We start from the raw sequence: 24,689 nt of genomic DNA, 5'->3' as shown, positions 1-24,689 counted from the left end.
CACCCCGCCTGCTCGCGGTTCCTGCCAGTCACCGCTGCGCTTCTCCGAGGGCCGCGACCGTCGGTCCCATCCGCACAGCCCACACCACCCCGCCTGCTCGCGGTTCCTGCCAGTCACCGCTGCGCTTCTCCGAGGGCCGCGACCGTCGGTCGCGGCCCTCGCTAGCCCTCATACAGCGTCACCGACCGGGCGCCGTACCCCTCGTAGAACGGCCCGATACCGCCGTCGGTGTTGCCCGCGGCGATGCGACCGTCCGAGGTCTCGAAGACGATGCTGTTCTCCATCGGGAAGTCGTTGGTCGGGTCGCCGACGAGGTTCTGGCGCACCGCGACGACCGGGACCCGCTCGTAGCGGCGTTCGGTCCCGGCCTCGACGTCTTCGATGGTGACGTCGGCCAGCAACTCCCGGCCTGCCGCCCGGTGGAGCGCAGCGTTGGTCGCCGCCGTCCGGAGGTGACCGTAGGTGGCCGGAAGCGGGTCGGGGTCGGTGACGTAGTGGTCCTCGCCCATCGGCCAGAAGTTGGCGACGGCGTTGCCGAAGAAGCCGCTCCAGACCTCTCGCTGGGCGAACGCAAGCGCGTACTCCTCGCCGTGTCGACCCGAGAGGATGCCGTGCGCCCCGAACAGCCCCGTCGTGTCGTCGACGAGGACGTGGACCGGCGGCGCGGCGTCCCACGTCCTGACGACGTCAGTACACGCGCTCCAGTCCACGTCTAGCGTCTCAGCCGAGAGGGGCGCGACGGCGAGCAGATAGACGAAGACGCCGCGGTCCCGGGCCTCGGCGAGGGCGTCGTCGAGGTGGGAAACCTCCGGGGCTGGGAGGACGAGGAACGCCTCCCGGTCGGCGGCGGCGAGGTACTGCGTGGCCCGCTTTCGGACCGTCGACCGGGAGTGGACGACTTCGAGCGCCGGGCCGTCGTCGGCCGGCGCAGTGTACAGCGTCTCGACGCTCTCGCGCACCTCGTCGAGGCGGGAGGCGAGCGAGCCCAGCGCCTCTTCGGGCGGTCGGGCCCGGAGGACCGTCGGACTGGCCGTCTCGTCGATGGTGACCAGTCCGCGCTCGGTGAGCGATCCAGCGATTTCGTAGACGTAGCCCTGGGAGACGTCCGCGGCCGCCGACACCTCGCCAGTCGTCGCCTCGCCGACCCGCAGCACCGCCAGATACGCCGCTATCTCCTTCTCCGAGAGTCCGAACGTCGCGAGATGCTCGCGCAGCGCCTCCGCAGACATGGTAGAGAGTTATTCTACTACATACAAAATATTTTTCCCATAGGGCGCTCAGACCAGAGTATGGGCGAGACGGCCACCGCCACAGCGGCCGAGACGGACCACGAGAGCGACACCGAGCGGACGAGCCGACGGTGGTGGACGGTCGTCGCGTTCGCGTACATGGCGCTAGAGGGCGCTGGCCTGCAGATGCGCGGGGCGGTCATCCCGGCCCTCCAACAGCAGTTCGGCGCGCCGGAGTGGCAACTCGGACTGGTCGCGCCGGCCGGCACCGTCGGCTTTCTCGTGGTGGTGATGCTCGTCGGCGCGGTCGGCGGCCGGTTCGACACCCGACGCCTGCTCTTGCTCGCGGTCGTCGGCACCGGCGCCGGCATCCTCGTAATGGGCGTCGCTCCCTCGTTCCTGTTCTTTCTCGCGGCGCTGTTCGGTCGGGGGATGTTCACCGGCGTCGGCCGCGGGAGCGCCCGCCCGCTCTTGAGCCACCTCTACCCCAGCCAGCGGGGGCGGCTGTTCGGCTACTACGACATGATGTGGGCCGTCGGCGCGACCATCGGCCCGCTGCTCGTAGCCGGGGCGCTCCTCGCGGGCGACTGGCGCTACGCCTACTTCGCGCTCGCCGTGGCGTTCGTTCCGCTCCTCCTGCTGGTCCACTCGCTGCCGACGCCCGCGGTCGGCGGCGGCGACGACCCGATGGACCTGACCGCGGTCCGGCGTCTCGTCCGCCGGCCCGAAGTGCTGGCGATGGCCGCCGGCGTCTTCCTCGTCTCCGGGTTCGAGGGCGGTATCTTCACGTGGCTGACCACCTACGCACAGAGTCGTCTCTCCGACACGCTGGCGACGGCGTCGCTGTCGGTGCTGCTCGCCGCGTACGTCCCCGGTCGGTTCGTCTCCGGACGCCTCTCGGAGCGGTTCGGTTACCTCCGCCTGAGCGCCGGTCTCGTCGCGCTCTCGGTTCCGACGTTCTGGTATACGTTCTTCGTCGCCGATGGGTACGGCCTCCTCGCGGGCGTCTTCACCTTCGGTCTGTTGCTCTCGGGCCTGTACCCGACGCTGGTCGCCTACGGCGTCGACGGCATGCCGGAACACAGCACCCCGGTCAACTCGACGGCCGCCGTCACGTCCTCGGCGGGATTCGCCGCCGTCCCCGCCATCATGGGCTTCGTCATCAGCGGCTCGGACGTCGTCCAGGCGATGCGCCTCCTGTTGCTGCCGCTGTGTGCGCTCCTCGCCCTCCTCCTCGTGGCGTGGTACACGACCGGGCGCGTACAGGAGTCCTGACGGCGACGAACCAGCCACTGTCTGCCGGTTGGAGAACTGTCGCGTGGGACCGAACGGGGCCGGTCGCTGGGCGTTCGAAACGACGCGAGCACCGGACCGAGGCGCGAAGGACACACAGCGAGTTGCAGTAGCCCAGCGGCCGGGGGCTTTCCGGGTGTGCGCGACAGCAGTGCCGACCCCGAGCGGAGCACCAGCGACACCGAGCGGACGCAATTCCCATATAGACGGCCCGTCAGAGGCAACGTATGAGCGACCGCACCGCGGCCGTCACCCGCGAGACAGCCGAGACGGACATCGAGGTGACGCTCGATATCGACGGCGACGGCGACTCGACCGTCGACACCGGTATCGGTTTCTTCGACCACATGCTCGATTCCTTCTCGACGCACGGCCTCTTTGACCTGACCGTCGACTGCGACGGCGACCTCGACGTCGACGACCACCACACCGTCGAGGACGTGGCCATCACGCTGGGGCAGGCCTTCGAGGAAGCGCTGGGCGAGAAGCGCGGTATCACCCGCTTTGCCGACCGGAGAGTCCCGCTGGACGAGGCCGTCGCCAGCGTCGTCGTGGACATCTCGGGCCGGCCGTACTACAGTTTCGACGGCGAGTTCTCCCAGAGCGAGGTCGGTGAGATGACCAGCCACATGGCGAAACACTTCGGGCGCTCGCTCTCGACCAACGCCGGTCTCACGCTGCACTGCGGCGTCGACGGCGAGAACGCCCACCACGAGATAGAGGCGCTGTTCAAGGGACTGGCGCGGGCGCTGGACGACGCCACCCGCATCGACGAGCGACGGAGCGACGTCGCGAGCACGAAGGGCGAACTGTAGCGCCGATGTTCGACGAGATAATGGCGAAGTTCGAGGACTCGCCGGGCCAGCAGGCGGTCATCCGCCTCCTGCTGGAGCGGGGGTTCTCGGTCAACGAGGAGGGCCGGGTCGTCTCGGGGGGCATCGAGATTCCGAACACCGGCATCGCCCGCGAGGCCGGCGTCGACCGCCGGGTCGTGAACGCGACGACGGACGCCATCTTAGAGGACGAGGAGTTGCGCCGCATCTTCCGCAACATCTCTTCGGTCCCGAGTCTGCTCGATTTGGCACCGGTGCTGGACCTCACCGCCATCACCGTCTCCGTGCGGTCGGCCGAGGAGTCGGGCATCGTCTCGACGGTCACGGGCGCCATCGCCGACCGGGACATCTCCATCCGGCAGGTCCTCTCCGAGGACCCGGAGTTCACGGACGAACCGCGCCTGTACGTCATCACCGACGAGGCGTTGCCGGGGGACCTCATCAACGAGATTCGGGCGATGCCGTTCGTCCGGACCATCGAACTGGCCTGAGTCCTTTTCACTTCGCGGCCCGACCGGGCCGTATGCGCTATCCCGTCACGGTCACCGTCGAGACGCCCGACGGCGCGGTTCACGAGGTGGTCGCCGAGGAGGGGCGCGTCCTCCGGGACGCCCTCCTCGACGCCGGGATCAGCCCGCATGGTCGCTACGCCCGTCGTCTCAACTGCGGCGGGCGCGGCCTCTGTGCGACCTGTGGGGTCCGACTGGCCGAGACCCCCGACCCCGACCACTGGCACGACGACCTCGCCGACCGCTTTGGCTACCCGCGACTGTCCTGTCAGCTACGAGTCCGGGACGGGATGCGGGTGCAGGTACTCGACAAGCGCGTGTGGGGCGGGCGCGAGACCGGCGGCGGGTCCGGCGAAGGATAAGGGCTATTCGCCCGCCGGGAGTACCGACCGGCGTGGCAGAGAGCTATCTGACCGTCGCGGAACGGGCGGAGGCCCGCTTCGAGGTGCAGGGCTCGGAGTTCATCGGTCACGTCGCCCCCGTCGAGACCGTCGACGAGGCGGAAGCGTTCGTCGAGGAAATCTACGAGACGTACGCCGACGCCACCCACAACGTGCCGGCCTACCGCGTTCGGGCCTCCCCGTTTCGGGAGTACGCGAGCGACGACGGCGAACCGAGCGGCAGTGCGGGCAAACCGGCGCTGAACGTCCTCCAGCAACAGGAGTTAGAGAACGTCGTCGCCGTCGTCACTCGCTACTACGGCGGGACGAATCTGGGGGTCGGTGGGTTGGCCCGGGCGTACGGTCGGGCGGTCAAAGAGGGCGTCGACGCCGCGGGCGTCGTCGAGTCGGTCCCCCACGAGCGCTTTACCGTCACCGTCGAGTACGACGACTCCGGGAGCGTCCGGGGACTGCTCGAATCCGCCGACGTGGAGTTCGAGGCCGACTACGAGGCCGAGGTGCGCTTTGCCGTCCGCGTCCCGACGGCGGAGGGGGCGGCCCTCAGAGACCGCATCCGCAGTGCGACCAGCGGCCGAGCGAGTATCGACGCGAGCGACCCCGAATGACGGTTCGACAGCCGACGACACCAGCGAGCACCTGACTCGTCATGCGTGCGTCAGACACCGTTTCGTGTGGAAGTGAATTCGATAGCTGTCTGTCGTTTTCCAACTGAAGTGAAGGGGTTCGACAGCCGACGAAAACGTCGAGGGGGCTCGGGACGTCACGGCTGTTGTGGCATCCCGCTTATACGGGTTTCGGGTCGCGCTCAGTCCGTACGGAACGCGCGGTCGCCGGCGTCGCCGAGTCCGGGGACGATGAAGCCGTCGTCGTCGAGTTCGTCGTCGATTGCGACGGTCAGGAGGTCCACGTCGGGGAACGCCTCGGCGACGCGGACGACGCCCGGCGGGGCCGACACCGCCGAGAGGACGATGAGTCGCTCCGGGTCGGGCCCGTTGCTCGTGATGTGGTCGAGGACCGTACACATCGTCGACCCGGTGGCCAGCATCGGGTCGGCGACGATGACGGTGTCGTCCTCGCTGATGTCGGGCATCTTCTCGTACTCGACGGAGATGGGGAACTCGCCGTCCTCGTTCATCCCCGCTGACTCGTCGCGACTCGCGGAGATGACGCCCTGTCGGGCACGCGGGAACGCCTTGAGCAGGCCCTCGACGAACGGCGTCGCCGCCCGGAGGACGTTGACGATGACGACGTCGTCGAGTCCTTTCACGCGTTCGCCCATCGTCGTCGTTAGCGGCGTCTGGATCTCCGTGTACTCGGTCTCCATCCGACCGTCGATGATCTCGTAGCCGCAGATGCGGCCCAGTCGGACCAGTCCTTTGCGGAACTCGACCTGTTCGGTCTCGACGTCGCGCAGTCGCGACAGTTCGTCCTTCGCGAGGGCGTGCGTGACGAGCGAGGCGTCGCCGCGCTCTTCGATAGTCATACCGGCCCGTCGGTGCGCGCCGATTAAACTGTGACGACATTCGAGTGGCCGTGTCGCGGCGGCCCACCGTCAGTTCACGCCGGTTCCGCCCCGGCGGCCGACTCCGCGACGGCCTCCCCGCGCCGGCGGTTCTCCAGCATGAGCGCGACGAACAACACGAGACCGACCGCCCGGAGGCCGATGTCGACGACCAGCGACACCTCGCCGCCGCCGACGCCGACGCCGATCAGTCCCAACAGATCGTACAGCCCGGAGACTGCCAGTCCGGGCGCCATCAGAAGGAGGGAACTGACCGCGAAGGCCCCCCGCTGGCTGCGAGAGACCGGGGCCGAGACGTAGCCGATGACCGTCGCCGCCAGCGCGACGACACCGACGAACACCCCGGCGACGGGGATGAACACCTCGAAGATGGCGAAGCCGGGGTCCAAAAAGTCCGTCAGCTGGACCACGCGGTACTGCTCGCCGAGGGGGAGTTCGTCGGCGTTGGCCTTCCGTCGCAGGAGGACGATGCCGGGTGCGAGGACGAACGCGAACGGGACGATAGCCTTGTTCAGCGACAGCGAGAACGCCTCGATGCCCGTCTGGAAGGCGTCGGATTTCGCCACCCCCGAGGCCGCGTAGGCGGCGACGGCCACCGGCGGCGTGATGTCCGCGATGACGCCGAAATAGAGGATGAACAGGTGCGCGGCCAGTTCCGGAACGCCAAACCCCACCAGCGCCGGCGCGAGCAACGAGACGAGGATGATGTACGTCACGGTGGTCGGCATCCCCATCCCGAGGATGATGGAGGCGACGGCAGTGACCAGAAGCAGGAGGACCAGCGACCCGCCGGCGACGGCGCGGATGAGCGCCACCAGATTCGGCCCGAGACCGGAGACGCTGATGACGCCGGGGATGATGCCCGCCGCGGCGACGGCGATGACGACAGGCACCGCCGTCCGAGCGCCGCTCTCCATCGACTTCCCGAGGAAGACGGTGAGTCGGTAGACCCCGTTACTCGCCAGTTCGGACCGGCCGAGAGCGTCGGCCGTCGTCTGGGCGGCGTCGTCGACGGCGTCGTCGAACGAGAGGATGGGCGAGTCGAGAGCGGGGCGCGTCGCCAGCGTCAGGACGCCCGCGACGATCGCCATTCCGCCGAGGCCGCCGACGGTGGCCGCAAACGCCGCCTGTGCCGACTGGCCGCCGGTACCGTCACCGAGCAGCGCACCGAGGAATCCGACGCCCGCGAGCAGTTGCGCGACGAAGTTGGCGACGAACAGGGCGCCGAAGATAGCGACGAGTCGTCCCCGCGTCTCGTCGCTGTACGCCGCCACGAGGGCGACGAGCGCCCCGATGGCGATGAGCGTGAACCACGCCGACCGGGCGACCGAGAGCCGTTCGATGATGAGGTAGTACAGCAGGAGGCCGATGGGGACGAGGTAGAACCACCCGGTCGTGAGGTGCTGGCGGATGTCAACCAGTTCGGAGGGGTCCAAACCGCCGATGTTGCGCTTTGTCGCCTCGAAGTGGACCATCACCCAGATGCCGAAGAAGAAGACGATGGCCGGGATGGTGGCGGCGATGATGACGTCGCGGAACGGGGTCACCGTGTACTGGACGATGAGGAACGCGGCGGCGCCCATCACCGGCGGGAGAATCTGCCCGCCGGACGACGCCGAGGCCTCGACGCCGCCGGCGAACTCGGGGCGGTAGCCAGACCGCTTCATCAGCGGAATCGTGAACGCGCCCGTCGTGACGGTGTTGGCGATAGAGGACCCGGAGATGGTCCCCATGAACCCGCTGGCCAGAATCGAGGCCTTCGCTGGGCCGCCCCGCCGGGTCCCCGTCGCGCCGTACGCGAGGTCGATGAACCACTGGCCGGCCCCGGACATCTCCAGAAACGCCCCAAAGAGGATGAAGATGTAGATGAACTGCACCGAGACGGTCACCGGGATGCCGAACACGCCGTTTTCCGTGTTGTACCAGAGGTTCTGAATGATGGAGTCCCACGCCAGCGGCGGGATAGAGAGGACGCCCACGTACGCCGTGTTCTGCGGGATGAGAAAGCCAAAGCGGGCGTAGACGACGAACGCCGCGACGATGACCATCAGGTAGAGGCTGATGGCCCGCCGAGTGGCTTCGAGCACAAGCAAGACGCCGACGACGCCCAACACGAACGCGTAGGAGGTGTCCGCGAGCGGTCCGAGCAGTCCCGCAATCGGTTCGAGGAACGTGAACACTCCCTGAATGGGTCGGCCGGACTCCAGTCCGAGCGCGCGCATCCGCTGTATCTCCTGAAAGTCGGTGATGAAGTACGCCGCCGCCAGCACCGAGATACCCATCAACACCACGTCGAGCGGCGTCACGCGGTCGAAGTCGGGGTCGACGAACACCCACGCGAGCGCGCCGCCGACGGCGCGAACCGTGCGGGTCACGGGGTGGTCGGCCCCGAGTCGGTCGTCGAGCCACGCCGCCAGCGCGACGGCGCGTCCCGACAGCGGCCCGTCGCCGGTCGAGGTCGGATACAGCAGGAAGGTGAGTACGAGTCCGAACGCGACGTGGACGGCGTTTATCTGGAGCAACTGCAGGGCCGCGAACTGAACCGTGCCGAGACCCGGCAGGTCGACGGAGAGGACGAACCCCTTCGCTGCCAGCCACATCTGAAACACCGAAAAGGTGATGCCGACGATGGCGACGACAACCGCCGCAGCGCCCTGCAACGACCGCTTGCGCTCTATCTCCTGAAGGACTTCGTCGACCTCCTCGTCGGTGACGGCGGCGTCCTCGGGCGAGTCCACTGTGTCGTCTCCGGGTGGTGTCGTGGTCATGTATCGAGTGAATCCGTAGCGGCCGCGAGCGCCGACCGCCGGGTGAGGTGGAGGGTCACGGAGCGCTCGTCGCTCAGTGCGACCAGATCGTAGGTCCGGTCGCCGACGTGGAGGCGGTGACCTGCAACGGCACCGGGTGCGACGGTGAATCGCGTGTAGGCCCCCGGTGGGTCGTAGACGAGCGTCCCGTTCTCCCGGGTGACGTTCGCGCCGCTGGGCAGCCCCCAGCCGTACGATTCGAACTCCATCCGGGTCATGACGAGTCGGTCGCCTCTGACGGTGTAGCCGTCGTAGACGCGGGTCTTCTCGACGCTGTGGGTGTATTCGAGCGCCACCGTCGTCCCGTTCTCGACGGGGGCCGTCAGGTACGGCTCTCCGTTCTCGGCGTCCTCGACGACGAGGACCCGCTGGGTCGGTACCGCCGCGGCCGTCCCGAGTGCGAGCAACGCGACGAACGCGAGTGCGACGGCGACGCGCCGAGTCATGTCGTGGGCGTCCGGCGAGCGTGGGTAGCGGGCGATGCTGGCACCACGGGTCGGGTCAGGCGTCGAAGTACGCCGCCGCCCCGGGGTGGAGTTCGATGGACATGCCGTCCTGGGCCGACTCCTTGCTGATGAAGTCCGTCTTGATGGTGAGTTGGTCGACGTTGTCGAAGATAGCCGCCGTCACGGTCTCCACCGTCGATTCGGACAGTTCCCTGCGGGTGGCAATCATCGCCTGCACGGCGACCGTCTGGACGTCGTTCCCGACACCGGTGTACGTGCCACCGGGAATGGTGTCGTCGGCGAACCACGACGCCGCCTCCTTGACGGCCTGTCGGTTCTGGCCCCGGATGGGGACGATGACGAGGTCGTTCGTGTTCGCTAAGTCCTCGATGGCGCCGACGGGCCACCCGCCGACGACGAACGCCGCGTCGATGTCGCCGTTCCGTAACTGGTCGGCCGCCTGCGAGAAGGAGGCGTTCTGTTCGGTGAAGTTCGAGATACCCACAGCCTCCAGAATCTGGAGGGCGTTGACCTGCGTGCCCGACCCGAGGTCACCGGTGTTGATCGTCTTCCCGGAGAGATCCGACAGTTGCGTGATGCCGGTGTTGGCCAGCGTGACGACGGTGATGGTCTCGGGGTACAGCGTCGCGACCCCCGTCAGGTTCTGGACGGCATTGCCCTTGAACGCGTCAATGCCGGTCCCGTTCTTCGCGAAGGAGGCGATGTCGTTCTGGATGAGCGCGAAGTCGGCGTCCCCGCTGGCGAGGTTGCCGACGTTCTCGACGCTTGCGCCCGTCGACTGGACGTTCAGCGTGAACTCGGTGTTTGCCTCGACGATGGTCTTGAACTCGTTCGAGAGCGGGAAGTACGTCCCACCGGTCCCGCCGGCGTGCCAGGAAAGGCGCGTCTCCGTCTGTCCACCGCCATCGCCGCCGTCCCCGGTGGTCTCGGTCTCGCCATCACCGCCGTCGCCCATGGCGGTAGTCTCGGTTTCGGCCCCACCATCACCGCCATCGCCGCCGTCGCCGCCGTCGCCGCCACAGCCTGCGAGGGCGACGACACCTGTCAGTCCGGCCGCTCGAACGAAGCGCCGTCGGGTGGATTTCCGCGTAGGGTCTTCTGACATACGTCCATTGAAACTCCCCTGCTACGCACTAAGATATACACAGGTTACAGCGCCCCTTCCGGAGGAAAAAGCAGGTCTCCGCGGGCGCGACGGGACGGCCGAAAACCGAGCGAGGGAATGGGTAGCGTACTCGGGTTAGGCGGGGCTTTCGACGCCCAGTTCCTCGAGTAGCGTCCGAGCGGCCGCCGCCGAGGAGGGCGGGCCACGGGCGGTGATCAGGTCGCCGTCGACGGTGACGCTCGTGTCGGCGTCGAGTTCGGCGTCCCACTCGGCGCCGACGGCTTTGACCTCGTCCTCGACCCAGTAGGGGAGTTTGCGACCGTCGGGCATCAGGTCGTCCTCGTCGACGATGCCCTCCTCCCACGCGTTCGGGAACCCGGTGACCGACCGGCCCGCCGCGAGGAATCCACCGTCGCTGTCGCGGGTGAACGCGAGGATACCGACGGCGTGGCAGACGACCAGCGCTTTCTCACTGTCGCTCTCGACGGCGTCGCGCAGGAGTCGGCGCGCGTCGCTGTCCTGATTGACGTCCCACGCGGTCCCGTGGCCGCCGGGGAAGACGACGGCGTCGTAATCGGCGGCGTCGGTCCGAGCGATGGGCGTCGGGTCGTTGAGTCGCTCGTCGGTTTCGTGGACCTCCACGACGTGCGCTGCGGTCTCCTCGCCGACCTCCTCGGGATCGACCGAGCGCTCGTCGACGACCGGTTTCTCGCCCGACGGCGTGGCAACGGTGACGTCGACGCCGGCATCTGTCAGCGTCGTCAGCGGTTCGATACACTCCTCGCCCCAGTAGCCGTGCTCGCTGACTACGAATAGTGCGGATGGCATCACGACATGGTACACGGTCAATCCTGATAAGTGGCCGCCGGCCACCGGGGCGGAAACGCTTAACCGGCCGGAGCGACAAGACGTTTCAAGCACGGTACCAGACCGTCCGCACCACGAACTCGTTCTACAATGGCAGATATCGAAGAGAGCGTCTCCGGATTCAAGACACAGGGTGGTTGGGTCGACGTGGTCGAACACGGCGAGCGAATCACGCAAGCACTGAAAGACCTCGTCGACGACGAGACCGCAGAGGTAGACGACGGCGCCCTCTCGGAGTTCGACGAGTGGCGCCCGAAGAGCCACGAGCGACTCGACGAGGACGTCAACGAGAAGACCGCAGAGCAGGCGAGCGTCGACGAAGGGAAGGGAGAGCAGGCGGGCAAGAACCCCGACGAGGACCTCCAGACGGCCGGCGAGAAGTTGAGCGAGTCCTACGAGAACTTAGACGAACCCGACGAGGCCATCGACAAGTGGGGCGAGTCCGTCGACTACGTCGCGCGTGCGGCCGACTCCGCCGGCCGGAAAGCGCTCCGGAAGGTCGAGGACGCCGTCTACCGCAACGTGATGACACAGATAGCGCCGTACTACTTCGACAACGAACTCGTCAGCGCGAACCTCCGGCGCATCGGCGACGAGGACCGCCCCGAGTACGTCTTCGAAGTCAACGTCAACGACGACGACCTGAAGATGCGCGTCTCGAACCGACTGGCCGACTACGACCAATCGGTCGACCGCTGGCACGTCGACACCGAGAAGGTGACCGAGGCCGTCGAGGCCGCCGAGGGCGTCGAGGCGACGGAACCGGGTGAAGAGACCGATGCGAAGACGAACTGAGGCGGCGTTCGTGTCGCCGACTCGGCGGCGGGTGTGACACGGCCAGCGGTTGTTTCAGCGTCTGAAACAGCACCACTCCATTTATTTTTATACGGCGCATAGCGAAACAGAAGGTTCCCATGTCGTACGCTAGCCCTCACAGCGGACCAAACAGCAGTCGTGCGGTGTCCCCCGTCGTCGGCGTCATCCTCATGGCGGCCATCGTCGTCGTCCTCGCGGCGGTGGTCGCGTCGCTCGCGGTCGGGTTCGAGGGCGAACTCCAAGAACCCGCCCCCAGCGGCGGGTTCGACCGCGAGTACGCGCCCTCGGGCGAGGGGAACACGGACAACCGACCGTACGTCGTCATCACGCACGAGGTCGGCCGGACCGTCGACGCCGACAACGTGCTGATCAAGGACGACGCGGGCAACAGCATCTACTGGGACGACGTGTGGACCGGCGGGCCGAAGGTCCACGCCGGGGAGTACGTCCACATCGACGGGTTCGCGAGCGACGCCGTCCTCGAACCCATCTGTGAGGGTCGGACGTACTGGATCATTCTGCAGAACGAGGACGGCGACTCGCTGGTCGTGAACAAGTGGACGGCGTCGACGCCACCGCGGATCCCCACCTCCTCACCGCTCGACAGTAACGACAACCACGTTCCGGACCACTGTCCGAACGACTAACGTCGGCGTGCGAGAAGCGCCGCGACCACCAGTGCGAGGAGCGTGACCACTGGACCGAAACCGACACCGGTCGCACCGGTTTGCCGGTCCCCGGTTGTCACAGCCCCCGTCGAGGAGTCGGTGGTCCGTACCGCCGCAGTCGGCGTGTTTGGCGTCCGTGTCACCGCTGTCGGTGACTCGGTCACCGTGGCCGTCGACGTCGACCGCCCGTCGACCGCGCTCTCTGGCCCCGCGAACGACACGTTCGGGACCGGCGTCGAGACGCTCTCGACCGTCGCCGTCCACGCTTGTACCGGGTGTCCGCTCAGGCGGTACGCCGGGTCGGTTACCGGCCCGTCGAATCGTCCGTCGTCGTCGCCGTCGCGATGGGCGACGACGAGGACGTGATCGTCGACAGTACGCGGCAACTCGAAGTCGTCCATCTCGGTAGCCGTCCCGACGGGGTGGAACGCGTCCCGCGTCTCGTCGTACTCGTAGGCGACGAGGAACCCGCCTTTCGGGAGTGATACGTCGTCGAGGTAGACGGTGGTCGTGGTCTCGCCTCGGTAGCCGGGGTGGGCGTCCCACCATATCGACGGCGGGTCCCCCGCCCCGCTCCGGTACTGGCGGTGGAACACGGTCAGGTCGTACAGGCCGGGCGACGAGAGGGACCGCGTGTCGAGCGTCGTCTGGAACGTGCCGTTCGCGTGGACAGTCGCAGTCGCCCGCCGCGAGACGGTCGGGTCCTGTCGTGAGACGAGCGAGATCCCGAACCGCGACCCCGGCATGATTGCCGTCCGTCCGGAGATCGTGGTCCAGTTACCGGCCTGCACGTCGACTGTCTCGGCACGGACGCCGTCGACACTGAGCGACGCGTCCGCCACCTCGAACGACTGTTCGGCCTCGACGTCCCGGTTCGCTATCACCGACGTCTCCTCGATTTCGAGGTCGAGAGTCTGCTCGGCGGCGAGCACTCCTTCGAGGCGAGCGGTGTCGAGGAGGAGATAGAGGGTCCCGTTGCCGGCGTCGACGAGGGCCCGAACAGACCCCCGTTCGGTCGCACTCTCGCGGAGCAAGATGCCGCCACAGGGACCGAATATCTCTAGCTCGATGTCGTCCGCGCGGAGCGAGAGTACTCGGTCGGTCGTCGTACCGTTGGCGGCGGCTACCGCGCCGACAATGCTCGGCGCGTCGATGCGGAGCACGGCCGTCTCGCCCTCGGTGACCGTCGGAATCGAATGCGACTCGGTCCCCGACCGGAGGAGGCCAGACCGGTTGGCCGCACGAACGTCGGCGACCGTGGCCGACTCGAACACCTGCGGCGCCGCGCGTTGGACGGTGATACCGCCGATCTCCGGCGTCGTCACCCGGAGCGAGCGCTCGGCGACCGCGGTCCCCGTCTGCGTCGCACGGACGGCGTAGTCACCGGGCTGGAGCGGCGCACGTGACCAGTTTGTGACCGTCACCGTATCATTACCACGGACACGATAGGTGCCGGCGTCCGTGCCTGCGTGCGCGGCGAGGTACGTGTTCACGACGAGGACGACCTGTCCGTCGCCGTCGTCCCGAATCGCCAGTGCTGTCGAGTCGGTCCGATCCGCCCCGACCGAAACCGAGACGTTCGCGCCGGCCGGCACCGACAGCGGGACCGCGGCGACGTCACCGAGGGGGACGCGACGGTCGTCGGTCTCGTTTACGACCGGGACCGACGCGGGCGGTGTGGCGCCACGGCGAGCGGTCGGCGTCTCCATCACAGATGGCTGTACACACCGCGTGCCGTAGCGTGACGTGTCGACCGACGGTGCCGACCGCTCGTCGCTCTGTGCGTATGCTGGCCCCGCGAAGAGCGTCGTCACGAGCAGGACCGACACGCCGAGTACGAGCAGTCGCTCGGCTGTGAGAGAGGATCGCGTGGAGGGCATCGACGGGTGTTCGACCGGGTGTCAATTAACCGTTCTCACCGACACGGCACCCCATAGTATGGCGACACCGGCCTGCTCGGGAACTATCCTCTGGGGCCGGCAGCGTCGTCGCAGACCACTGCTACCGTCCCGCGACGGGAGTCGTTCGAACGGTCGCATCGTCGAGACGAGAGGGTGCGTACGCACGGAAAGCGATGCACCCGGCCCCCATGTTGTTCGTTGTCATACCCCTTCACTTCGGGTGGAGATACGCGACGGCGCGAGCGGTAGCCTCATTGGGGGCAAAGGCAAACGCGGGTGTAGATGGTAGCGACGAATGTGCTGGTGACCCTCGTGGTCGCGTCGATGGCGAGTCTGTTCATGGCGTGGGCTATCGGTGCCGGGTCCTCTGGATCGACGCCGTTCGCGCCCGCCGTCGGGGCGAACGCGATTTCGGTGATGCGGGCCGGCTTCTTCGTCGGGATTCTCGGACTGGCCGGCGCGGTGTTACAGGGTGCAAACGTCACCGAGACGGTCGGGGGCGGCCTCGTCCTCTTCCCGGACGGCGGCGGTCTCTCCGCTATCGCCGCCATCGTCGCGTTGCTCACCGCCGCCGTCCTCGTGGCAATCGGTATCTTCACCGGCTACCCCATCGCGACGGCGTTTACCGTCACGGGCGCCGTCGTCGGCGTGGGGCTGGCGATGGGCGGCCAGCCGGCCACGGCGAAGTACGTCGAAATCGTCGCGCTGTGGGTCGCCACTCCGTTCGTCGGCGGCGGCATCGCCTTCGCCACGGCGTGGCTGCTTCGCCACGAGGCCGCGCCCGAGCGACTGCTCGTGCCCGTGCTGGGCGGTCTCGTGGCCGCGTTACTGGCAAACGTCCGGTTCGTGTTGCTGGCGCCCGGCGCCCAGCAGGCGTCGGTCGCTGGCGCCGCCGCCGAGACGCTGGGGACGCCGCCGCTCCCGACCGTCGTGGGCCTGACGCTGGTCGCGGCTGCCCTCGGCGGCGGCCTGCTCTACCGAGACGTGCGTGCCGACGCCGCAGCCGGGCAACGGCACTTCCTGCTGGTGCTGGGCGGCCTCGTGGCGTTCTCGGCAGGCGGGAGTCAGGTCGGTCTGGCGCTCGGCCCCTTGCTCCCGCTGCTGGGTGAGGGGCCGACGGCGGCCATCCCGATTACGGGGGTGCTCCTGTTCGGCGGCGTCGGCCTGCTAATCGGCTCCTGGACCGGCGCACCGCGGATGATAAAGGCGCTCTCACAGGACTACTCCTCGCTCGGGCCGCGTCGCTCCATCGCGGCGCTCATCCCGAGTTTCGTCATCGCGCAGGCCGCCGTCTTCTTCGGCATCCCCGTCTCGTTCAACGAGATTATCGTCTCGGCTATCGTCGGGTCGGGTGCGGCCGCCGGCGGCGGCGAGGTGAGTCGCGAGAAGATGGCCAAGACGGTGTTGGCGTGGGTCGGGTCGCTCGTGCTGGCGTTCGGTGTGAGCTACGGCGTGTTCGTCGGCGTCACCGCGCTGTTCTGAGTTACTCCGGCTGGGCTTCCTCGGTGTTGCCGTCGACGTCTGTGTCGGCTTCCTCCTCGTCGAGGCGGACGACGCGGGCCTTCATGATGCGCGTGTTCTCGACCTGTTCGACGCGAATCTCGACGCCGTCGTAGGTGATGGTCTCGCCCTCCTCGACGAGGCGGCCGGCACGGTTGAAGATGAAGCCGGCGATGGTCTCGAACTCCTCGCCCTCCGGGAGGTCCAGTTCCAGCGCCTCGTTGACCTCCTCGATGTTGACCTCGCCTTTGACCGTCACCGTGTCGTCGTCGACGTACTCGATGGGCTCTTCTTCCTCGCCTTCGAGGATCTCGCCGACGATCTCCTCGGTGAGGTCCTCCATCGTGACCAGGCCTTCGGTGGTCCCGAACTCGTCGATGACGATGACCATGTGCATCCGTTCGGCCCGCATCTCGGTCAGGAGGTCGTCGACGTTCTTCGACTCGGGGACGTGCAGCGTTGGTTCGATGAGGTCCTCCAGGACGATGTCCTCGGGGATGGCCTCGCTGTAGTTGAGGTCACGAACGAGGTCGCGGATGTGGACGACGCCGATGACGTTGTCCAGACTCCCCTCGTAGACCGGCAGGCGTGCGTGGCCGCTCTGGATACAGGTCTCTAGCGCCTCGCGCACCGAGTCGTCTTTCGCGACGGCGGTCATGTCGAGTCGTGGCGTCATGACCTCCTTGGCGATAGTGTCGTTGAACCGGAGGGTGCGCTGGAGCATCTCTCGTTCCTCCTCGTCGAGGACGCCTTCGCGTTCGCCCGTCTCGATGATGTCCTGAATCTCCTCGCGGGTGACGTAGGAGGTCTCGATGGCCGAGCGGCCGCCGGTGATCTTGTTGACGACGCGAGTCAGGTAGTCGAACAGCAGGATGAGCGGGAGCAGCGCCTTCTCGGCAACTTTCAGCGGGCGAGCGATGGTCAGCGCCCACGATTCCGTGTTCTCGACGGCGTAGCTCTTCGGGGCGCTCTCACCGAACAGGAGGACGATGGCGGTGATACCGAAGGTGGCGACCGCGACGGCCTGCCCCTGCGTGAGATACATCGCGAGCAGCCCCGTGGCGATGGAAGACATCGCGATGTTGACCATGTTGTTGCCGACGAGGATGGTCACCAACAGTCGGTGCGGGTCGGACTTGAGGTGTTTGAGCGTCTTCGATCCGGGAACGCCGTCCTCGACGAGCGCCTCCGTCCGGTGGGCGGGCAGCGAGAACATGGCGATCTCCGAGGACGAAAAGAACGCCGAGAGCAAGATGAGGAAGAAGATCGAAACGACGCCACCGACCAATACGGCACTCTGCGGAATTCCGATGCCGGCGACCTCGTAGGTCTGGAGCATCGTATCGGACAGCGCGAACGTCACAGGTGGGTCCAGGGCCATCGACGGTCGAAATTGTCAGTCCCGGGGATTAAGGCTTGTCATGGCCCACTCGCCGAAGCCCTTACCCGACTCTCCGGCATAGCAGCGCCATATGAGCGACCCCACCATCACGCTCTACCGGTTGCAGGCGTGCCCGTTCTGTGAACGCGTCGTACGGAAACTCCACGAACACGGGCTGGAGTATCGCTCGCGGTTCATCGAGCCGATGCACTCCGAACGGGACGTGGTCAAGCGCCTCTCGGGGAAACGGACGGTCCCCGCCATCGTCGACGAGAACACGGGCGTCACGATGAGCGAGAGCGCCAACATCGTCGAGTATCTGGAGCGGACGTACGGGGAGCGGCCACAAAGCGAGCGCGGGGAGGGGGGTGTCTAGATGGACCTCGACTTCGACGTCGTCGGCCTGGGCGAAGCCGACCACCCCGCGGAAGGCGAGAAAGCGCCGGAGTTCACCCGGCCGCTGGTCAACGACGAGTTCTGGGAAGACGTCGCCCTCTCGGAGCTGTGCGCCGAAAGCGAGGGGCCCGTCGTCCTCGTGTTCCACGCGATGGACGGCGCGTTCCCGGCGACGTACGTCTGGAACGAGATTCGCGACCGCGGGTGGCACGAGCAGGCCACCGTCGTCGGCCTCTCCATCTCGACGCCCTACGCCCACAAGGACCTGCTCGAAGAGCGCGACATCGAGGGCGACCATCGGCTCTATTCGGACCCGGCCAACGGCGTCGCCGAGCAGTACGGTATCGCCATGGACTTAGACGGGATGACGGGCCTCGCGGAACCGCGCCCGGCCGTGTTCGTCCTCGACTCGGATCGGACAATCGAGTACGCGTGGGTCGGCGAGGAGTGGCCCTCCTTCCCCGACTACGACGCAGTCGAAGCCCAGTTGTAACATGTCCGAGGAACCAGACGAGGACGATTTCGAGGCCGCAGCGGCGGCTATCCGCGACGGCGACCTCGTGGTGTACCCGACGGAGACGGTGTACGGGCTAGCCGCCGACGCGAGCGACTCCGATGCCGTCGAGCGAGTGTTCGAGGCGAAGGGGCGGGCGCGGGACAAGCCCGTCTCTATGGCGGTGCCCGACGTGGACACCGCACTCGAGTACACCCGCCCGACCGAGCGCGAGGAACGGTTCATGCGTGAGTTCCTCCCCGGCCCCGTCACCGTCGTGGTCGCGCGCCGCGAGGCGGTGCCGGACGTGCTGACCGCTGGCGAGTCGCGGGTCGGGGTGCGCGTGCCGGACCACCCGGTCGCGCTGGCGTTGCTGGAGCGAGTGGCGCCGCTGACGGCGACCAGCGCGAACGTCTCTGGCAACCCCAGCGCCCGCATCGTCGAGGAGTTAGACGCGATTCGGGACGAGGCCGCCGTCGTCCTCGACGCGGGCGAGACGCCCGGCGGTACCGGGTCGACCGTCGTGGACGTGTCGGCCGGGACCATTCACCGTCGAGGCGTCCGCGCCGACGCCGTCGAGACGTGGCTGGCCGAGCACTGACTCACAGCAGCGAGCGGAGCGAGCGCGTCCGCACCCCGCAGTCCTCGCGGTACTCGCAGGGGCCACACTTCGCGTCATTGTCGGTCCGGGCGGGTGGTCCATCGATGCTCTGGGCCGTCCGAAGCGCCCGTCGGTAGATTCCCGTTCGCCGAGCGGTCAGTTCGACGTCCCGGACGATACCGTGGGCGGGGTACTCCGCGTACGCACGCTCGACGGGCCGTTCACAGCCCCACGAGAGCGCCTTCGCCGCCGCGACCAGTCGAACCGTCTGTGGCTCCCAGACGCCCTGTTCGGGCGGCTTCCCGGCGAAGACGAGCGACGGGACCGGGCCGGCGTCCGTTCGGACGAGTTTGTGCGCGACGCCGCGAGCGTCCGTCCCCGAGAGGTAGACGTCCCGGTCGGCGGGGTCGGCGAGTGCGTCCCAGTCGTCGAGACGGTCGCGAGCGGCACGGAGACGCTCCCGGACGGTGGTCGGGTCGACCTCGATAGGCGCGGTCAGCAGTGCGGCGTCGTCGGTCAGGAGTCGGTCGTAGTCGAACGCGAGGTCACGTATCGCGCCGACGCCCTCGGGGACGTCCGGCGGACCGTCGCGGCGGCGGTAGTAGAGCTTTCGCGGGCAGTAGGCCGCGGTTTCCAACTCACGGAAGGTGTGGTCGGCCATAGCCGCCGCTGGCCCCGTGTTCGGTCAAAAAGCTTCGCCGGCCTACATCGAGATGTCGGCGTCCGAGTCCAGCGAGTCGATGTCCTCGGTCGCCTCGTCGAGGCCGCTCTCGCGGACGGCGGCGGTCATCTGTGTCGCGAGGCCGGCGTCGGTGAGGACGTCCTCGAACTCGCTCTGGAAGCGGTGACTCACCTGACGACTGGCGGCCTGTGTCTCGACGATGCGGCGGTAGTGGGCGGCAGTGTCGGCGTCGACGGCGAACGTCTCGGCCAGTTCGTCCACCGTCGCGCCGTCGACGGCCTGCCGGCGGAACGCCGCCATGTCGAACTCGACGTCGGCGTCGTCGGCCTCGCGCAGGAGGTGGAGATCGAGACGGGCCTCGAACACCGCCGACTCGCCGACGCCGAGGTCCGCCGCGATGTCGTCGTCCCCGTCACCGTCGTAGAAACCCCGGACGATCGATACCAGCGCGTCGTCGTCAAGGTCGGTGCGGAACGCATAGCGGTCCCGCATCCGGGCGACCACGTCCGCGAGTCGGTCCGCGACCGTCGACTCGTCGACGTCGGTCAGCGACCCGTGTGTGGCCTCTTGGGACTCCGTGACCGTCCCCTCCTCGGCGACGTCCATGAAGATGTCACGGAGTTCTTCGGTCTTCTCGTCCATCGGACCGGTACCTTCCACCGCCGAGGTATATAGTTGTTTGGTGGGCGACGGGATTCTGCCAGAAACTTTCAACCGTTTATAAATTCTCGGAGACGGCGGCGGTTCGTGCCAAGTTTCAAGTGTCAGCGTGTCTCGTGGTAGGGTATGTCATTCGCGCTGCAGACGACCACGCGGCCGACGTTCTGGCGTATCGGTCCCGTGGGGAAGGTCCTCTTTTACTATCTGGCCGCGCTGTCGATTCTCGTCTTCCTGTACGGCGTCTACGGCCGCGTCTCTCGATACGCACGCGGAAGCGAGGACCCGTTCGACCGAGTGGACAACCTCCCGGACCGGGTGTTCACGGCGGCCCGGTTGGCGCTCTCGAACCGCAAGCAACTGGACCGGGACACCGTGGCGGGCGTGATGCACGCCTTCGTCGTCTGGGGCTTTCTGACCCTGCTCATCGGGACGACGATTCTCGGTATCGACATGGACCTCTACCGGCCGCTGACCGGCGACTCGTTCTTCGTCGGTCGGTTCTATCTCTCGTACTCCTTCGTGATGGACGCGATGGGCCTGCTGTTCGTCGTCGGCGTCGGCGTGGCCCTCTGGCGGCGCTACGGCCGCCGGATGGAGCGACTCCACGACCGGCACACCTCCCGCGAGGACGACCTGTTTCTGGGGGCGCTGTTCGTGCTGGGCGTCGGCGGCTACCTCACCGAGGGCGTCCGAATACTGGGGACGTCGACGGTGCGTGACGTCTCCTTCGAGACGGTGAGTTTCGTCGGGTGGTTCGTCAGAGACGTGCTCTTACTGGCCGGCATGACCCCCGAGATGGCCGCCGGGGCCTACCCCTTCGTCTGGTGGAGTCACTCGCTGGTCGCCCTGTGGTTCGTCGCGTGGATTCCCTACGCCAAGCCGTTCCACATGCTCTCGTCGTTCGGGAATCTCGTGGCCCGCGACGAGAAGGCCGGCGTCCGCCTGCCGGGTGTGCCCGCCGACGCCGCCCCCGAGGACATCGGTCCCAGCGAGATAGACGACTTCTCGTGGAAGCAGTTGTTGGACCACGACGCCTGCACGAAGTGCGGCCGGTGTTCGTCGGTCTGTCCCGCGAAGGAGGCGGGACGGCCGCTGGACCCCCGAAACGTGATTCTGGACCTGAAACGGTACCGCGAGGACCGGGACGCCGGCGGCGAGGACGTCCCCATCGTCGCCGACGGCGGGACGAGCGTCATCGACGCCCACACGATGGAGTCCTGTATGTCCTGTATGGCCTGCATGGACGCCTGTCCGGTGGACATCGAACACGTCACGCAGTTCACCGAGATGAACCGACGGCTCACCGAGTCCGGTGAGATGGACGAACACGTACAGGACGCCATGATGAACGTGTTCCAGCACGGCAACACCTTCGGCGACCCCGAACGCAAGCGCCCGGACTGGACCGACGACCTGGACTTCGACGTGCCAGACGCCCGTGACCAGTCGGTGGAGTACCTCTGGTACGTCGGCGACTACCCGAGTTACGACGAGCGCAACCAGCAGGTGGCGAAAGCGCTCGCCCGCGTCTTCGAGGCGGCCGGCGTCGAGTACGGCATCCTCTACGAGGCCGAACAGACCGACGGCAACGACGTACGACGGGTCGGCGAAGAGGGTCTCTACGAGATGCTCGTCGAGGACAACGCCGCCGCCATCGGTGACTGCGAGTTCGAGTCCATCGTGACGACTGACCCGCACTCCTACAACACCTTCACGAACGAGTACCCCGAGTTCGAGGCCTGCGAGTGGGACGAGTCGGACGTGTTCCACTACACGCAGGTCGTCGCCGACCTCGCGGAATCGGGCTCGCTGGGCCTCCGCGGCGACGAACTCGACTACACCGTCACCTACCACGACCCCTGTCACCTCGGACGGTACAACGACGTGTTCGAGGCCCCGCGTGACCTCGTGGACGCCACCGGATGCGACCGCTACGAGATGCCGCGCAACCGCGCCGATTCGTTTTGCTGTGGTGGCGGTGGCGGCGGCCTGTGGATGGACTTCGAGGAGGAGACCAAACCCAGCGAGGAACGCCTGCGCGAGGCGCTCGAAGACACGGACGCCGGCGAGCGCGTCGAGAAGTTCGTCGTCGCCTGCCCGATGTGCATGACGATGTACGAGGACGGCCGCAAGACCGGCGGCTACGAAGACGACATCGAAATCGTCGGCCTCACCGAACTGCTGGCTGAGGCGGTCGACGCCGGCACGTAGTCAGACCGTCGCGAGCCGTTCCGAAAGCGTCTCGATGGCCTCCTCGGCAGTCGGACAGGTCGCATCGGCGTAGTACTGGACGAAGTGCGGGGGCGTCTCGCTGACGACGACGGTCGGATGGTCACACCGGACCGCGTGTAGCAGTTCGGCCATCGTGCCACAGGACGGGTCGGGGAGATACGCGAGGAAGGCGTCGCTGTCGGCGACCAGTGAGAGGTCCCGTTCGACGATGTCGGTGACCACCTCGGGGGGCGTGTGTTCGGGGACGAGCGACGGGTCGGCGAGGACGTCCTCGAACGACGTGGCGGCGACAGCGTGGGAGACGGCGTCGAGGTAGGGCTCGTCGGGCAACTCGTCCAACCGCTCGCCGATCTCGGCCACGCCGTCCGTCTCGGCGACCAGTTCCAGCGCCGCGGAGTACTGATCGACCGGTTCGAACCCCGCCTCGCGCAACCGGTCGCGGATAGTCAGGCGGTAGTCGACGATGGTCTCTACGTCCTGAAAGTCGATGGGGCCGGCGAGGAACACCTCGGTCATACCGATACCTCCGCCCGCCGTGGGACTTCGCCGACGGGGATGCCCAGCACGTCGTCGGCGCCGACGGCAGCGTCCCGAGCGATGAGCGCCGCCCCCGTCGCCGTGCCGAACCGCTCGGAGACGTGGGTCGGGGCGATGTCCTCGAAGGCGTCGGTGAGACGACCACGAACGTCTATCGGGTCCTCGATTCGGCTGAGGCGGCCGCTGAGGACGATGGCTTCGAGCGGGTCGTCGTGGACGTGGCGGGCGAACGGGAGGCAGGCGTAGACGTGGTTCAGCGTCGCCCAGTAGGCCATCTCCAGCAGTTCCGGGTCGGGCGTCCCCTTCACCGCCTCGAAGTCGTAGTCACGCTGTGCCAACACCCCGGACTGCATGTAACAGTCGTGGTAGTCCTGATCGCCGTCGCGCAGTCGTCGCAGCATCTCCATGTCCGGGTGGGCGTGGATGAGCGCCAGCCACGTGAACGCGCCCCGAATCTCGCCGTCCTGAACCAGCGTCGCCATCGAGGAGGAACTCGTGTTGGCGGCGATGAAGTGGTCGGCGCCGTCCTCCCATTCGTCGAGACGCCGTTTCGCGTAGCGCGTCATCGCGACCTTATCGGCACCGGTCAGGTTCGAGTAGTGCCGGAAGTACGGATGGAGCGAGGGGAGGTCGTCGTGGACCCCCGGGAAACAGACCGTCGGGACGGCAGAGCGTTTCAGTTCGTCGTAGACCAGCGTCCCGGTGCCGAAACTGTGGCCCGCGCCGATGTGGTCGACCACCCCGCGACCCTCGATGGACTCGATGTCGGTGATCGAGGAGAACCCGTCCCCGTAACTGTAGCCGATAGCCGCCATCTCGACGTCCTCGACGGCGACGTGGTCGGCGAGGATGTCGAGGAACGACCAGTCGAACGGGTCGTCCGCCGAGCGCTCTATCTTGAACGAACCTGTCCGCTCGCCGTCTTCGTCGACGACAGCGACCTTCATACCGGTCGTAGAGTGGTCTATCCCGACAAACATATATCCACGTCGTCGTGATTGTTACTTTAAACTTTTTTCTAGATAGAGTAAAGTTTTCGATCGTGAAGCCAGACGTTGTACCCCGGCAGTATCCGGTGGAATTATCTGGGAGTCACCGACTACCACGGCGTATGAAGACCGCCGCAGAGCCGGCACCGTCGATGGACAGCGTGGTCGTCAAAGACCTGGCCGACGCCGACGAGATGGCGATGACCAACGAGGCCCAGCTCAGCAACCACTTCCACCTGCTCCGGCAGACCCTCCTCGCCGACGTGCCCGGGGACGTGGTCGAACTCGGTTGCTTCCGCGGGACGAGCGCCGTCCTGTTCCAGCGAGTGCTGGCCCACTACGCGCCGGCCCGGGACCTCCACGTCTACGACTCCTTCGAGGGGCTACCGCCCAAAAGCGAGGCCGACGGCGACGCGCCGCTCGAAGAGGGGTTCTGCTATGCGACGGTCGAGGAGTTGCGCGACCGGTTCGACGCGTTCGACGCCGCCCACCCGACGGTCCACGAGGGGTGGTTCGAGGAGACGCTCCCCGAGGAACTCCCCGAAACCATCGCCTACGCCCACCTCGACGGCGACTTCTACGACTCCGTGCTGACGAGTCTGGAGGCCGTCTATCCGCGGCTGGCGGAGGGCGCCATCGTCGTCGTCGACGACTACGTCGACCCGTCGGTGCTCGACCACCACGACATCCTCCCGGGCGTCAAGGAGGCCTGTGACGAGTTCTTCGCCGACAGACCCGAGGAGGTCGCCGTCCTCGCCTGCGGCGAGAATCAGGCCCACGGGTACGTCCGGAAGCAGTGA

Annotated in this window: 25 protein-coding genes; 13 read left to right on the top strand and 12 right to left on the bottom strand. The window is 67.2% G+C overall.

The window, feature by feature from the left end:
* Nucleotides 1-161 precede the first annotated feature (161 nt).
* Entirely contained in the window at nt 162-1,229 is a 1,068-nt protein-coding gene (locus tag IEY28_RS20015; RefSeq protein WP_189001972.1) for a TrmB family transcriptional regulator sugar-binding domain-containing protein, read from the bottom strand.
* A gap of 60 nt (nt 1,230-1,289) precedes the next feature.
* Here IEY28_RS20015 and IEY28_RS20010 point away from each other — a divergent pair, with 60 nt between their 5' ends.
* From IEY28_RS20010 to IEY28_RS19990, 5 genes are all read left to right on the top strand, one after another.
* Nucleotides 1,290-2,504, top strand: coding sequence for an MFS transporter (locus IEY28_RS20010; protein WP_229783187.1), 1,215 nt, complete (start codon nt 1,290-1,292; stop codon nt 2,502-2,504).
* A gap of 245 nt (nt 2,505-2,749) precedes the next feature.
* The gene (gene hisB / locus IEY28_RS20005; RefSeq protein WP_189001970.1) at nt 2,750-3,337 is read left to right on the top strand and encodes an imidazoleglycerol-phosphate dehydratase HisB; all 588 of its coding nucleotides are present in this window, start codon (nt 2,750-2,752) and stop codon (nt 3,335-3,337) included.
* Nucleotides 3,338-3,342: 5 nt separating this feature from the next.
* The gene (gene trpY / locus IEY28_RS20000) at nt 3,343-3,846 is read left to right on the top strand and encodes a TrpY family transcription regulator (protein WP_189001967.1); all 504 of its coding nucleotides are present in this window, start codon (nt 3,343-3,345) and stop codon (nt 3,844-3,846) included.
* A gap of 32 nt (nt 3,847-3,878) precedes the next feature.
* Nucleotides 3,879-4,226: a 2Fe-2S iron-sulfur cluster-binding protein gene (locus IEY28_RS19995; protein WP_189001965.1), complete on the top strand. Its 348-nt coding sequence runs from the start codon at nt 3,879-3,881 to the stop codon at nt 4,224-4,226.
* Between the two features lie 32 nt (nt 4,227-4,258).
* The gene (locus IEY28_RS19990; RefSeq protein ID WP_189001963.1) at nt 4,259-4,870 is read left to right on the top strand and encodes a YigZ family protein; all 612 of its coding nucleotides are present in this window, start codon (nt 4,259-4,261) and stop codon (nt 4,868-4,870) included.
* A gap of 200 nt (nt 4,871-5,070) precedes the next feature.
* On the opposite strand, the gene upp is transcribed toward IEY28_RS19990, so the two are convergent.
* The 5 genes from upp to IEY28_RS19965 all read right to left on the bottom strand — a co-directional run bounded on the left by upp (nt 5,071) and on the right by IEY28_RS19965 (nt 10,994).
* Entirely contained in the window at nt 5,071-5,748 is a 678-nt protein-coding gene (upp, locus tag IEY28_RS19985) for a uracil phosphoribosyltransferase (RefSeq protein WP_166967530.1), read from the bottom strand.
* A 74-nt stretch (nt 5,749-5,822) separates the two neighbouring features.
* Nucleotides 5,823-8,555, bottom strand: a complete 2,733-nt coding sequence (locus tag IEY28_RS19980) for a TRAP transporter permease (RefSeq protein ID WP_189001960.1) — start codon at nt 8,553-8,555, stop codon at nt 5,823-5,825.
* On the bottom strand, nt 8,552-9,040 hold the full coding sequence (locus IEY28_RS19975; protein ID WP_189001959.1) for a DUF1850 domain-containing protein: 489 nt from the start codon (nt 9,038-9,040) through the stop codon (nt 8,552-8,554). The genes IEY28_RS19980 and IEY28_RS19975 overlap by 4 nt, the downstream gene beginning before the upstream one ends.
* Before the next feature lie 55 nt (nt 9,041-9,095).
* Complete coding sequence (locus IEY28_RS19970; RefSeq protein WP_189001957.1) at nt 9,096-10,166, bottom strand: TAXI family TRAP transporter solute-binding subunit; 1,071 nt, start codon at nt 10,164-10,166, stop codon at nt 9,096-9,098.
* 135 nt (nt 10,167-10,301) lie between these two features.
* Nucleotides 10,302-10,994, bottom strand: coding sequence for a type 1 glutamine amidotransferase domain-containing protein (locus IEY28_RS19965; RefSeq protein ID WP_189001955.1), 693 nt, complete (start codon nt 10,992-10,994; stop codon nt 10,302-10,304).
* Nucleotides 10,995-11,123: 129 nt separating this feature from the next.
* Between IEY28_RS19965 and IEY28_RS19960 the strand changes: the two genes are divergently transcribed.
* Nucleotides 11,124-11,828, top strand: a complete 705-nt coding sequence (locus tag IEY28_RS19960; RefSeq protein ID WP_189001953.1) for a DUF5828 family protein — start codon at nt 11,124-11,126, stop codon at nt 11,826-11,828.
* 119 nt (nt 11,829-11,947) lie between these two features.
* On the top strand, nt 11,948-12,496 hold the full coding sequence (locus tag IEY28_RS19955) for a type IV pilin domain-containing protein (protein WP_189001951.1): 549 nt from the start codon (nt 11,948-11,950) through the stop codon (nt 12,494-12,496).
* On the opposite strand, the gene IEY28_RS20710 is transcribed toward IEY28_RS19955, so the two are convergent.
* Nucleotides 12,493-14,397 carry a PGF-CTERM sorting domain-containing protein gene (locus IEY28_RS20710; protein WP_229783186.1) on the bottom strand — a complete coding sequence of 635 codons (1,905 nt, stop codon included), beginning with the start codon at nt 14,395-14,397 and terminating at the stop codon, nt 12,493-12,495. The two genes, IEY28_RS19955 and IEY28_RS20710, sit on opposite strands and share 4 nt — an antisense overlap.
* Nucleotides 14,398-14,700: 303 nt before the next feature.
* Between IEY28_RS20710 and IEY28_RS19945 the strand changes: the two genes are divergently transcribed.
* Nucleotides 14,701-15,900, top strand: a complete 1,200-nt coding sequence (locus tag IEY28_RS19945; RefSeq protein ID WP_189001950.1) for an inorganic phosphate transporter — start codon at nt 14,701-14,703, stop codon at nt 15,898-15,900.
* Nucleotide 15,901: 1 nt separating this feature from the next.
* Here the strand turns inward: IEY28_RS19945 and IEY28_RS19940 are convergent, their stop codons facing one another.
* The gene (locus tag IEY28_RS19940) at nt 15,902-17,299 is read right to left on the bottom strand and encodes a hemolysin family protein (protein ID WP_189001948.1); all 1,398 of its coding nucleotides are present in this window, start codon (nt 17,297-17,299) and stop codon (nt 15,902-15,904) included.
* Between the two features lie 91 nt (nt 17,300-17,390).
* Between IEY28_RS19940 and IEY28_RS19935 the strand changes: the two genes are divergently transcribed.
* The 3 genes from IEY28_RS19935 to IEY28_RS19925 are packed head-to-tail and all read left to right on the top strand — an operon-like array spanning nt 17,391 to nt 18,789.
* Nucleotides 17,391-17,675, top strand: a complete 285-nt coding sequence (locus IEY28_RS19935; protein WP_189001946.1) for a glutaredoxin family protein — start codon at nt 17,391-17,393, stop codon at nt 17,673-17,675.
* The gene (locus IEY28_RS19930) at nt 17,676-18,188 is read left to right on the top strand and encodes a redoxin domain-containing protein (protein ID WP_189001944.1); all 513 of its coding nucleotides are present in this window, start codon (nt 17,676-17,678) and stop codon (nt 18,186-18,188) included. It begins immediately after the preceding gene.
* A 1-nt stretch (nt 18,189) separates the two neighbouring features.
* Nucleotides 18,190-18,789, top strand: a complete 600-nt coding sequence (locus tag IEY28_RS19925) for an L-threonylcarbamoyladenylate synthase (protein ID WP_189001942.1) — start codon at nt 18,190-18,192, stop codon at nt 18,787-18,789.
* Nucleotide 18,790: 1 nt separating this feature from the next.
* Here the strand turns inward: IEY28_RS19925 and IEY28_RS19920 are convergent, their stop codons facing one another.
* The gene (locus IEY28_RS19920; protein ID WP_189001934.1) at nt 18,791-19,450 is read right to left on the bottom strand and encodes a CRISPR-associated protein Cas4; all 660 of its coding nucleotides are present in this window, start codon (nt 19,448-19,450) and stop codon (nt 18,791-18,793) included.
* A 42-nt stretch (nt 19,451-19,492) separates the two neighbouring features.
* Nucleotides 19,493-20,113 (bottom strand): conditioned medium-induced protein 4, encoded by a 621-nt coding sequence (locus IEY28_RS19915; protein WP_189001932.1) that lies wholly within the window; start codon nt 20,111-20,113, stop codon nt 19,493-19,495.
* Nucleotides 20,114-20,257: 144 nt separating this feature from the next.
* Here IEY28_RS19915 and IEY28_RS19910 point away from each other — a divergent pair, with 144 nt between their 5' ends.
* Nucleotides 20,258-22,342, top strand: a complete 2,085-nt coding sequence (locus IEY28_RS19910) for a (Fe-S)-binding protein (RefSeq protein ID WP_189001931.1) — start codon at nt 20,258-20,260, stop codon at nt 22,340-22,342.
* Here the strand turns inward: IEY28_RS19910 and IEY28_RS19905 are convergent, their stop codons facing one another.
* Together IEY28_RS19905 and IEY28_RS19900 are read right to left on the bottom strand one after the other, a co-directional pair.
* Nucleotides 22,343-22,879 carry a hypothetical protein gene (locus tag IEY28_RS19905; RefSeq protein WP_189001923.1) on the bottom strand — a complete coding sequence of 179 codons (537 nt, stop codon included), beginning with the start codon at nt 22,877-22,879 and terminating at the stop codon, nt 22,343-22,345. It abuts the gene before it with no gap.
* The gene (locus IEY28_RS19900) at nt 22,876-23,880 is read right to left on the bottom strand and encodes a methanogenesis marker 12 protein (RefSeq protein ID WP_268239461.1); all 1,005 of its coding nucleotides are present in this window, start codon (nt 23,878-23,880) and stop codon (nt 22,876-22,878) included. Before IEY28_RS19900 ends, IEY28_RS19905 begins: the two co-directional genes overlap by 4 nt.
* Nucleotides 23,881-24,011: 131 nt before the next feature.
* On the opposite strand from IEY28_RS19900, the gene IEY28_RS19895 reads away from it, so the two are divergent.
* Nucleotides 24,012-24,689: a TylF/MycF/NovP-related O-methyltransferase gene (locus tag IEY28_RS19895; RefSeq protein WP_189001919.1), complete on the top strand. Its 678-nt coding sequence runs from the start codon at nt 24,012-24,014 to the stop codon at nt 24,687-24,689.

Source organism: Haloarcula pellucida, assembly GCF_014647235.1.
Lineage (GTDB): Archaea > Halobacteriota > Halobacteria > Halobacteriales > Haloarculaceae > Haloarcula > Haloarcula pellucida.
This window is presented reverse-complemented; position numbering and strand designations above follow the sequence as displayed.